Raw genomic sequence first — 10695 nt, forward strand, 5'->3', positions numbered from 1 at the left:
GCGGATCAGGGGGGCGATCCGTCCGCTGTCCGGACAGACCTGGCCTCTTCCCGTACTCCGTTGTTGCGACGGACGATAGCAGCCCGTCAGCGCGGCATAAACACCGCCCCCCTCGTTGGGGGGACAGTTGGGCCTCGTCACTGTTGACGCCCCTTGTCGGAGGGCTTGTCGCCCTTCTTTTCGGAGGCGTCGGGGTCGACGTAGAAGGTCTTGGCCTTGAGTGCTCCGCGCACCTGGAAGCCCGTCCAGATCAGGGCGCAGCCGAGCAGGGTGAACGCGAAGGCCTGCCGGTTGAACAGCTCGGTGTCCTTGAACACCGCGAGCACGATGCCGACCAGCAGGATCTGCGTGGTGTACACCAGCAGCGCCGCGGCCATCATGATCTGCGGGTTCGACCTGGTCAGCCGGTCGAGCGCGACCTGGCCGAAGCTGAAGAAGGCCATCACGAGGAGCGCGCCGAACAGGGCGCCGAGCAGCCCCTTCCCACCGGCAACGGCAAAGGAGATCGCCATGGCGATGATCCCGGCGACCGCAGTGGGAATCGCGGCGCCTCGGAGGATCCGGGCGTCGGTGGACGGCATGTCGGCAGCTCCGGCGGCATGTCGATGGCGGGGGGACGGGCACAGCGGTGGCGGATGACACCGGACCGAGGCATCGCCGCGGGCCGCCATGGGAACGACGGGCCCGGTGAGGGAGACCGACAGGGACGGAAGTCATCCACCTGTCAGGTCTTTCGGCGTGTTCTCGATACTCGTGAACGGTATCACAAACTATTTGATGAGAGCTTTACCATGAATGTGTGGCACCTGTCACACCAACGGCGCAACGGCTCCGCCATTCGGGTGAACGCCCTCTGAGGGGACATCAACTCCCTTGTCAGCGGCGGCCGGTGGCCCTGTCGTGTCGGCCGGTCGCGGTGGACCCCACGCCGGATCCCTCGCCGGCTTCACCGAGGAGTTGCTTGTCCTTCGCCGACAGTTCGGCCATCGGACCGGTCTGCCGGCGGCGGTAGCGCGGGGGGACGAAGGACTGCACCGCCCGCGGGGCGCGCGGCCGGAACCGCGGGGTGAGCAGCACCACCAGGCCGACCAGGCAGAGCCCGGCGAGTGCCAGGACGACGGTGCGGCCGGTGTTGGTCACCGAGAAGGCCACCGTGCCGAAGGCGATCAGCGCGGCCCAGAAGTACATGATCAGTACGGCACGGCTGTGCGAGTGACCGACCTGGAGCAACCGGTGGTGCAGGTGCCGCTTGTCCGCGGCGAACGGGGACTGGCCGGCCCAGGTCCGGCGCACCACCGCGAGCAGCAGATCGGCCAGCGGCAGGGCGATGACCGTCAGCGGCAGCAGCAGCGGGATGTAGATCGGCACCAGGGTGTGCACGGTGGCGGTCTGCGAACCGGTCTCGCTGCTGATCAGGTCGGGGTCGACCCGGCCTGTGATGGAGATCGCGGCGACGGCCAGCATCAGGCCCAGCATCATCGAGCCGGAGTCGCCCATGAAGATCCGCGCGGGGTGCATGTTGTGCGCCAGGAAGCCCAGGCACATGCCGATCAGCAGCACGCTGAACAGCACGGCGGGGGCCGCGTCGGAGATCGTGTAGCCGTACCAGAGCCGGTAGCTGTACAGGAAGAACGCCATCGCGGCGATGCAGACCATGCCGCCGGCCAGACCGTCCAGGCCGTCGATGAAGTTCACCGCGTTGACCATGACGACGACCAGGGTGACCGAGATGACCATGCCCTGGGTCGGGCTCACCGCGACCGGGCCGACGCCGGGCACCGGGAGGGTGATCACCGTGACGCCCTGCCAGACCATCACGCCGGCCGCGATCATCTGGCCGCCGAGCTTCACCAGCGCGTCCACGCCCCACTTGTCGTCCAGCACCCCGAGCAGGAACATGATCCCGGCCCCGGACAGCAGCGCGCGGATGTCGGTGCCCTGGGAGAACACCTTGCTCAGGTTGTCGAGCTGCGAGGCGACCAGGATGCCCGCGCACAGTCCGCCGAACATCGCGATGCCGCCGAGCCGCGGCGTGGGCTCGCGGTGCACGTCGCGGGCGCGCACCGGCGGCATGGCGCCGGCCGCGATGGCGAACTTCCGCACCGGGCCGGTCAGCAGGTAGGTGACGGCGGCGGTGCAGAACAGCACCAGCAGATACTCACGCACCACTGGCCTCCTGCATCACTGTCGAACGGGGGGGTACCGAAGGTACTCCCCTGCCTTCCCGGGGTTCGAGGTGCGTCGCCACGGCACACACCTTATTGAGTCGGACGCCGGGACCGTGCATCGCGGTTCGCCCTCCGGGGTAGGAGATCCGGATACTCGGCGAGGGCCTCCGTCAGGCCCGGTCGGCGAAGGCCAGCGCCAGCTCCCGGACCCGCGCCGCGGCCGGGGCGGACGCGCCACCGGTGACCACCCGCGCGATCAGCCCGGCGATCTCGGTCAGCTCCGGCTCCCCCATCCCCTGACTGGTCACGGTGCCCGTGCCCAGCCGGATGCCGGAGGTCTCGGCGGCCGGGGCCGGGTCGTACGGCAGCGCGCACTTGCCGAGCAGCAGCCCGGCCGCGGCGCAGCGCCGCTCGGCCTCCGCGCCGCTCACCCCGAGCGGGCTCACGTCGGCCGTCACCAGGTGGGTGTCCGTACCGCCCGTCAGCAGGCGCGTTCCGGCCTCTGCGAGCCCCGTGGCGAGCGCCCGCGCCCCGGACACCGTCCGCTGCGCGTACGCCCGGTACGCGGGCCCGGAGGCCTCCGCGAGGGCCACCGCCTTGCCGGCCACCTCGTTCATCGCCGCGCCGCCCTGGCTGAACGGGAACACCGCCCGGTCGATCCGCTCGGCCAGCTCCGCCGTGCACAGCAGCAGCCCGCCGCGCGGACCGCGCAGCAGCTTGTGGGTGGCCGCCACCGTGACGTCCGCGTACGGCACCGGGGAGGGCGCCACCCCGGCCGCGATCAGCCCGGTGATCTGCGCGGCGGAAGCGATCAGATAGGCGTCCACCTCGTCGGCGATCTCCCGGAACGCCGCCCAGTCCGGGTGCCGGGGGTACGAGATCGATCCCGCCACGATGGCCTTGGGACGGTGCTCCCGGGCCAGGTCGCGGACCTGGTCGAGGTCGATCAGCCCGTCGGACTCGCGCACGCCGTAGCCGGTGAAGGCGAACCAGCGACCGGAGAAGTTGGCGCGCGAGCCGCAGCTGAGGTGGCCGCCGTGCTCCAGCGACATCGCCAGCACCCCGTCGCCGGGCCGCAGCAGCGCCGCGTACGCCGCCAGCATCGCCGAAGTCACCGACCGCGGCTGGACGTTGGCGTGCGGGGCGGCGAACAGCTCACGGGCCCGGTCGATCGCCAGCAGCTCGGCGGCGTCCGCCAGCGCGCAGCCGGTGTGGTGCCGGCGGCCCGGGTAGCCCTCGGCGTACTTGTCGATCAGCGGGCCGGTGAGCGCCGCCAGGACGGCCGGGGTGGTCAGGTTCTCCCCCGCCAGCAGCTGGATCGTTTCGGCGCGCCGCTCGGACTCCGCGGCCAGCAGGTCGGCCAGCTGCGGATCGGCCCGGTGCAGCGCCCCGGACGCCCAGGGGCGCCCGGTGGTCGCGGTCGGTCCGGTCGCGGCATCGGTGACGGTCATGGCGGGGCTCCCGGGCGCTGCGGGGACTGTGTCACCCAGCGTAGGACCGCCGCCGCGACCCGGCTCGCCGAGCCGCGGCCGGACGGCCCCCTTCGACGCCGGGAGCCATCCGGAGAGGGAGCCCGGGGGCGGGGCGGTGCGGGAGCGCGACGGGGCAGGACGGCCAGCGGCGGCGCGTCAGCGCGGCGCGGGAACGCCGGTGAGCGCGGTGACCACCGGGTCGACCGCGTGGAATATCTCCTCGCCGCAGTTGCGGAACATGCCGATCGGCGCCCCGTACGGGTCGTCCAGCTCGTCCGACTCCGGGGTGGCGGCCAGCAGCCAGCCGCGCAGCGCGGCGGCCGCCCGGACCAGCGCGCGGGCCCGCTCGGTGACGTCGGCGCCGCGCCGGGGGTCCGGCAGGGTGCCCGGGTCTATCGTCCGCACCAGCCGGGTGAACTCCTTCAACGTGAAGGTCCGCAGCCCCGCCTCGTGGCCCATCGAGATCACCTGGGCGCGGTGGTCCAGGGTCGCGGTGAGCACCAGGTCGGCCTCGACCACGTGCTCGTCCAGCAGCTCGCGGCCGGTGAAGCCACCGCTGTCGGCGCCGTACTCGTCGAGCACGGTCGCGGCGTGGTCCTCCATCGGCGCGCCCTCGTGGCCCCAGGTGCCGGCGCTCTCCACCAGGATCCGCCCGGCCACCCGGGGGCTTAGCCGGGTGTCCAGCTCACGCCGGGTCAGCCGCTCGGCGATCGGCGAGCGGCAGATGTTCCCCGTGCAGACGAACAGGATCCGGAAGTGGTCCAGCGGCCTGGGGCCCACGCTCAGGTACGGCGCTATGCCCGGCCCGGCGTGGAGCGAGGCGGTCGGCGTCAACTGCCGGCCTCCAGGTCGGGGACGACCTCCCTCAGCTGCTCGACGCTGATCGCACCGGCCCGCAGCAGGACCGGGACCTTGCCGGTGACGTCGACGATCGACGAGGTGGCGGAGTCGACGGCCGCCCCGCCGTCCAGGTAGACCGAGACCGCGTCGCCGAGCTGGGCCTGCGCCTCGTCACAGGTCAGCGGGGAGGGCCCGCCGATCCGGTTGGCGCTGGAGACGGCCAGCGGGCCGGTGGCGTTCAGCAGCTCGATCGCGACCGGGTGCAGCGGCATCCGGACCGCGACGGTGCCGCGGGTGTCGCCGAGGTCCCAGCGCAGCGAGGGCTGGTGGCGGGCGACCAGGGTGAGGCCGCCGGGCCAGAAGGCGTCGACCAGCTCCCAGGCCTGCTCGGAGAAGTCGGTGACCAGCCCGTGCAGGGTGGTCGGCGAGCCGACCAGCACCGGCGACGGCGTGTTGCGGCCGCGGCCGCGGGCGGCCATCAGCTCGCCGACGGCCTCCGGGGAGAAGGCGTCCGCACCGACCCCGTACAGGGTGTCGGTGGGCAGCACGACGAGTTCGCCGCGGCGGATGGCCGAGGCGGCCTCGCGCAGACCGGTGGCGCGGTCCCCGGCATCGGCACAGTCGTAGCGGCGGCTCATCGGTGCGGTCCCCTTCCGGAGTGGCTCATGGCAGTCACCACGGCCGTCGCTGTGGTCACAGCGCGGCCTTGCGCGCGGTCGTACGGCGCTTGATGTTCACGACCCGACCCTCCGGGCGGTCGTACGGTGCTCGACTCTTCACGACCCGACCCTCCGGGCGGTCGTGAAGCGCGGCCGGTTGTTCAGGTCACGGTGGTCGGCGGTGTCCGTCCAGCCGTGTTCCTCGTTGAAGATCCACGGCACCTGGCCGCCCTGCTGGTCGGCGTGCTCGATCACCACCGCGCCGCCCGGGCGCAGCAGCCGGGCCGCGACCCGCTCGATGCCGCGGATGGTGTCCAGGCCGTCCTCGCCGGAGAACAGGGACATCTGCGGGTCGTGGTCGCGGGCCTCCGGCGCGACGTACTCCCACTCGGTGAGCGGGATGTACGGCGGGTTGGAGATGACCAGGTCGAAGCGGCCGTCCCAGGAGCGGTCGTCCTCGAAGGCCCTGGTGGCGTCACCGGCGTGCAGGGTGACCCGCGCGCGGTCGGGGCTGGCCTCGATGTTGCGCCGGGTGTACTCCAGGGCGCCCTCGTCCAGCTCGAAGGCGTGCACGGTCGAGCGCGGCAGCTCCTGGGCCAGGGCGAGCGCGATCGCGCCGGAGCCGGAGCACAGGTCGACCACCAGCGGCTCGGCCACGTCCATGTCGCGCACCGCGTCTATCGCCCACTCGACGACCGTCTCGGTCTCCGGCCGGGGCACGAACACCCCGGGGCCGACCGCCAGTTCGAGGTAGCGGAAGAACGCCCGCCCGGTGATGTGCTGGAGCGGCTCGCGCGCCTCCCGGCGGGAGACCGCCTCCCAGTACCGGGCGTCGAAGTCGGCGTCCTTCACCGTGTGCAGCTGGCTGCGCTTGACGTTGTGGACGTAGGCGGCGAGCTCCTCCGCGTCGAAGCGCGGCGACGGCACGCCGGCCGCGGCCAACCGCTGGGTGGCCTGGGCCACCTCGGCGAGCAGCAGGTTCATCCGTACGACCTCTTGTTTCTCCGGCTTCGGGCGAAACGCGGGCTGGGGCGCGCCGGTCTCAGTTCTCTTGGGCCGCGGCGAGCTTGGCCGCCGCGTCCTTGTCGACGCAGGACTGGATCACCGCGTTCAGGTCGCCGTCCAGGACCTGGTCCAGGTTGTACGACTTGAATCCGGTGCGGTGGTCCGAGATGCGGTTCTCGGGGTAGTTGTACGTGCGGATCCGCTCGGAGCGGTCCACCGTGCGGACCTGGCTGCGGCGCGCGTCCGAGGCCTCCCGCTCGGCCTCCTCCTGCGCGGCGGCCAGCAGTCGCGAACGCAGGATGCGCATCGCCTGCTCCTTGTTCTGGAGCTGGCTCTTCTCGTTCTGGCAGGACGCCACGATACCGGTCGGCAGGTGGGTGATCCGGACCGCGGAGTCGGTGGTGTTGACCGACTGGCCGCCGGGGCCGGAGGAGCGGTAGACGTCGATCCGCAGGTCGTTGGCGAGGATCTCGACCTCGACCTCCTCCGCCTCGGGGGTGACCAGCACGCCCGCCGCGGAGGTGTGGATGCGGCCCTGCGACTCGGTGGCGGGGACGCGCTGCACGCGGTGCACGCCGCCCTCGTACTTCAGCCGGGCCCAGACGCCCTGGCCGGGCTCGGCGTTGCCCTTGGTCTTCACGGCCACCGAGACGTCCTTGTAGCCGCCCAGGTCGGACTCGTTGGAGTCGATGATCTCGGTCTTCCAGCCGATCCGCTCCGCGAAGCGCAGGTACATCCGGAGCAGGTCGCCGGCGAACAGCGCGGACTCCTCGCCGCCCTCGCCCGCCTTGATCTCCAGGATGACGTCCTTGTCGTCGCTCGGGTCGCGCGGCACCAGGAGCAGCCGCAGCTCCTCGGTGAGCTCGTCCCGGCGGGCCTCGGAGTCCTTCACCTCGGAGAGGAACTCCGGCTCCTCGGCGGCGAGTTCACGCGCGGCCTCGATGTCCTCGCCGGCCTGCCGCCACTGCCGGTAGACCCGGGTGATCGGGGTCAGCTCGGCGTACCGCTTGGCCAGCTTGCGGGCGTTGTTCTGGTCGGCGTGGACGGACGGGTCGGCCAGCCTCGTCTCGAGGTCGGCGTGCTCGACGAGGAGCTCTTCGACTGCCTCGAACATGGGGTGGCCTTCTTCCCGGGGACTCGGAAACGTGTGGGGGGTGCGGAACGTGCGGGGGGACGCGAACGGCGCCGGCCCCCTGGCGCCCCCGGAACGAGTACGGGGGCGCCGGGAACCGGCGCCGAGGGAGCGCTAGGCCTTCGCGCTGTGCTGCTTGCCGAAGCGGGCCTCGAAGCGGGCCACGCGGCCACCGGTGTCGAGGATCTTCTGCTTGCCGGTGTAGAACGGGTGGCACTGCGAGCAGACCTCGGCGCGGATCTCGCCACTGGTCTCGGTCGAGCGGGTGGTGAACTCGGCGCCGCAGGTGCAGGTCACGCGCGTGACCACGTACTCGGGGTGAACGTTGGGCTTCAAGGGGTTCTCCTAGGTTTCGGGAGGGCACCGGGTCGGCGGCTGGAGCACCGCACGTGAACCGGGACCGACGGACCAGTCTGCCAGGACCAGCCGCATCTTCCCAAACCGGGTCGCGTTCCGGGATATTCCGGACGCCCCCGGCGCCCTGCCCCCGCCCTCTCCGGCACCCCCTCGACGCGGGCCCGCGGCCGTGCTCAGCGGGCCGCGGTGGCCTTCGCGGTCGGCTTCCCCGCCGTCCGCCCGGAGGGCGCCGCGGCGGCCGTGGGAGCCGCCTGGGCGGGGTTCTCCGGCTGCGCGGAGACGACCGCCGACGGGAACGGCTGGTCGGCCTTGAGCGCCGCCCAGACCTGCCCGGCCTGCGGCTGCTGCGGGACCACCCGGTTCGGGTCGCTGGGGGCGGTCTCCACCGGCAGGGTGACCATGCTCAGCTGGTCCGGGCCTATCCCCTTGAGCTCCTGGGCGAGCCCCACCAGCGAGTTCACCGAGCCGAGCGCGGAGTCGGTGGTGATGCTCTTGGTCACGGTGTCGCCGATCGACCACAGCTTGACCGGGTTGGTGAGCATCCCGCTCCCCCCGACCTGCCGCAGCAGCGACCTGACCATCTGCTTCTGGAGCTCGATCCGGCCGAGGTCGCTGCCGTCGCCGACGCCGTGCCGGGTGCGCACGAAGGCCAGCGCCTGCTGGCCGTCCAGGTGGTGCTCGCCGGGCTGCAGGTCGAGCCCGCTGTCCTTGTCGTGGATGGCCACCGTGGTCGTCACGGTGGCCCCGCCTATCGCGTCCACGACCCGGGCGAAGCCGGCGAAGTCGATCTGCAGGTAGTGGTCCATCCGCAGGCCGGTGAGCTGCTCGGTGGTCTTGACCGCGCAGGCCGCGCCGCCGCTCTCGAAGGCGCTGTTGTACATCGCGCGCTTGGCGCCGGCCACCGTCCGGCCGCTCGCGTCAGCGCAGTCGGGGCGGGTGACCAGGGTGTCGCGCGGGATCGAGACGACCTCGGCGCGGGAGTGGTCCTGGTTGATGTGCACCACCATCGCGGTGTCCGAGCGGGCGGTCTCGCCGGTGTCCCCGCCGGCCATCGAGCCGTTGTCGCCGGAGCGCGAGTCGGACCCGAGCACCAGGATGTTGAAGGAGCCGTCGGTGGCGGCCGGCGGCCGGGCGTCGCCGAGCCGGCCGTCGATGTCGACGCTCTTGATGTTGCCGTTGAACCTGAAGTAGGCGAAGAGGGCCGCGCCGGCACCGAGGACGACGAGCGCGGCGAACGCGCAGGCGGCCGTCCGCAGGACTCTGCGGCGGCGACTCAGGACCCTCTTGTGCTCGGCCATACGGTCCAGAGTAAATCGGACAACATGATCCAAACGCTCCCAAGTTGTCCCGACTCTGGAACAAAGCGGTCCGGACGCACGGAACCCCGGACCGCTCGCGCGATCCGGGGTTCCGTGCTTCGACAGCCGTCCGGCTACGGTCAGTCGCCGGAGCCGGGGGTGGTCTTGGCGATCTGCATCAGGAACTCGGCGTTGCTCTTGGTCTGCTTCATCTTGTCCAGGAGCAGCTCGATCGCCTGCTGCGAGTCGAGCGCGTGCAGCACCCGGCGCAGCTTCCAGACGATGGCCAACTCCTCGCTGCCGAGCAGGATCTCCTCCTTGCGGGTGCTGGAGGCGTCCACGTCGACGGCCGGGAAGATGCGCTTGTCCGAGAGCTTCCGGTCGAGCTTGAGCTCCATGTTGCCGGTGCCCTTGAACTCCTCGAAGATCACCTCGTCCATGCGCGAGCCGGTCTCGACCAGCGCGGTGGCCAGGATGGTCAGCGAGCCGCCGTTCTCGATGTTGCGCGCGGCACCGAAGAACTTCTTCGGCGGGTACAGCGCGGTCGAGTCGACACCACCGGACAGGATGCGGCCGGAGGCCGGCGCCGCCAGGTTGTAGGCGCGGCCGAGGCGGGTGATCGAGTCCAGCAGGATGACCACGTCGTGGCCCAGCTCCACCAGGCGCTTGGCGCGCTCGATGGCCAGCTCGGCGACGGTGGTGTGGTCCTCGGCCGGGCGGTCGAAGGTCGAGGAGATGACCTCGCCCTTGACCGACCGCTGCATGTCGGTGACCTCTTCCGGACGCTCGTCGACCAGGACGACCATCAGGTGGCACTCGGGGTTGTTGTGGGTGATCGCGTTGGCGACCGCCTGGAGCACCATGGTCTTGCCGGTCTTCGGCGGCGCGACGATCAGACCGCGCTGGCCCTTGCCGATCGGCGACACCAGGTCGATGATCCGGGTGGTCAGCACGCCCGGGTCGGTCTCCAGGCGCAGCCGCTCCTGCGGGTACAGCGGGGTGAGCTTGTTGAACTCGGGACGGCCGCGGCCGCTCTCCGGGTCCATGCCGTTGACGGAGTCCAGCCGCACCATGGCGTTGAACTTCTCGCGGCGCTCGCCCTCGCGCGGCTGGCGCACCGCGCCGGTGATGGCGTCACCCTTGCGCAGGCCGTTCTTGCGGACCTGGGCGAGCGAGACGTAGACGTCGTTCTGGCCCGGCAGGTAGCCGGAGGTCCGCACGAACGCGTAGTTGTCGAGGATGTCGAGGATGCCCGCGACCGGGATCAGGACGTCGTCCTCGCCGATCTGCGGCTCGACGGTGCCGGCCTCGAAGCCGTCACGGCCGCGGCATCTGCGCAACGCCGGCCGCCGGTCGGCCGTCGGGGTGCGCAGCAGGGGCAGCATCATGTCGGGCCAGGGGGCCGCGGCGCCGTCTCCCTCGGGGCCGGGCCGGGCGCCCGGTTCACGCTGTTCGGGCGCGGGCGCCTGGGGCGGCACCCGTTCGGGCCGGACGGGGTGTCCTTCCGGGCCGGCGGGCGCGCCGAGCTGCTCGTGTTCCGTCATCGCGACTCCCTGACCCCACCCCCTCCGCCATCACCGTGCATCCGTTCCACTACCCGGAGTGACGCTGAGGCGAACGCGCCACACCCGGCACACCCGTCCGAACCGGAGCACGAACGGCTGTACACGCCCCGTCGGCCGGCGCGTGCCGACCCCGGGAGCGGAGCAGGCCGGCCGCCGGGCCCCGGCGGTCGCCTTCTTGGCGGTGGCCGTGGTCTTCTTG

General features: G+C 71.8%; 9 protein-coding genes and 1 pseudogene. All 10 read right to left on the minus strand.

The window, feature by feature from the left end; translation table 11 throughout:
• Positions 1-137: 137 nt before the first annotated feature.
• A complete protein-coding gene (locus AB0E96_RS32035) occupies positions 138-581 on the minus strand; it encodes a hypothetical protein (protein WP_359829292.1) in 444 nt (147 codons plus the stop codon).
• Positions 582-876: 295 nt separating this feature from the next.
• Positions 877-2166 carry an MraY family glycosyltransferase gene (locus tag AB0E96_RS32040; RefSeq protein ID WP_359829293.1) on the minus strand — a complete coding sequence of 430 codons (1290 nt, stop codon included), beginning with the start codon at positions 2164-2166 and terminating at the stop codon, positions 877-879.
• 172 nt (positions 2167-2338) lie between these two features.
• Complete coding sequence (locus AB0E96_RS32045) at positions 2339-3619, minus strand: serine hydroxymethyltransferase (protein ID WP_359829294.1); 1281 nt, start codon at positions 3617-3619, stop codon at positions 2339-2341.
• A 177-nt stretch (positions 3620-3796) separates the two neighbouring features.
• Positions 3797-4438 (minus strand): protein-tyrosine-phosphatase, encoded by a 642-nt coding sequence (locus tag AB0E96_RS32050; protein WP_355252781.1) that lies wholly within the window; start codon positions 4436-4438, stop codon positions 3797-3799.
• A 32-nt stretch (positions 4439-4470) separates the two neighbouring features.
• Complete coding sequence (locus AB0E96_RS32055; RefSeq protein ID WP_359829295.1) at positions 4471-5118, minus strand: L-threonylcarbamoyladenylate synthase; 648 nt, start codon at positions 5116-5118, stop codon at positions 4471-4473.
• A 138-nt stretch (positions 5119-5256) separates the two neighbouring features.
• Positions 5257-6123: a peptide chain release factor N(5)-glutamine methyltransferase gene (prmC, locus tag AB0E96_RS32060; protein WP_359829296.1), complete on the minus strand. Its 867-nt coding sequence runs from the start codon at positions 6121-6123 to the stop codon at positions 5257-5259.
• 58 nt (positions 6124-6181) lie between these two features.
• The gene (gene prfA / locus AB0E96_RS32065; RefSeq protein ID WP_359829297.1) at positions 6182-7258 is read right to left on the minus strand and encodes a peptide chain release factor 1; all 1077 of its coding nucleotides are present in this window, start codon (positions 7256-7258) and stop codon (positions 6182-6184) included.
• A 132-nt stretch (positions 7259-7390) separates the two neighbouring features.
• Positions 7391-7612: a 50S ribosomal protein L31 gene (rpmE, locus tag AB0E96_RS32070; RefSeq protein WP_030057539.1), complete on the minus strand. Its 222-nt coding sequence runs from the start codon at positions 7610-7612 to the stop codon at positions 7391-7393.
• Positions 7613-7806: 194 nt separating this feature from the next.
• The gene (locus tag AB0E96_RS32075; RefSeq protein ID WP_359829298.1) at positions 7807-8931 is read right to left on the minus strand and encodes an LCP family protein; all 1125 of its coding nucleotides are present in this window, start codon (positions 8929-8931) and stop codon (positions 7807-7809) included.
• A 140-nt stretch (positions 8932-9071) separates the two neighbouring features.
• Positions 9072-10226 (minus strand): annotated as a pseudogene (rho, locus tag AB0E96_RS32080) (transcription termination factor Rho); the annotation flags it as partial.
• Positions 10227-10695: the final 469 nt, after the last annotated feature.

Source organism: Kitasatospora sp. NPDC036755 (genome assembly GCF_040636595.1).
Lineage (GTDB): Bacteria > Actinomycetota > Actinomycetes > Streptomycetales > Streptomycetaceae > Kitasatospora.

Coding starts and splice junctions, on each gene's coding strand:
- AB0E96_RS32035 (WP_359829292.1), bottom strand. CDS start 581: ATGCCGTCCACCGACGCCCGGATCCTCCGAGGCGCCGCGATTCCCACT.
- AB0E96_RS32045 (WP_359829294.1), bottom strand. CDS start 3,619: ATGACCGTCACCGATGCCGCGACCGGACCGACCGCGACCACCGGGCGC.
- AB0E96_RS32055 (WP_359829295.1), bottom strand. CDS start 5,118: ATGAGCCGCCGCTACGACTGTGCCGATGCCGGGGACCGCGCCACCGGT.
- prmC (WP_359829296.1), bottom strand. CDS start 6,123: ATGAACCTGCTGCTCGCCGAGGTGGCCCAGGCCACCCAGCGGTTGGCC.
- prfA (WP_359829297.1), bottom strand. CDS start 7,258: ATGTTCGAGGCAGTCGAAGAGCTCCTCGTCGAGCACGCCGACCTCGAG.
- AB0E96_RS32075 (WP_359829298.1), bottom strand. CDS start 8,931: ATGGCCGAGCACAAGAGGGTCCTGAGTCGCCGCCGCAGAGTCCTGCGG.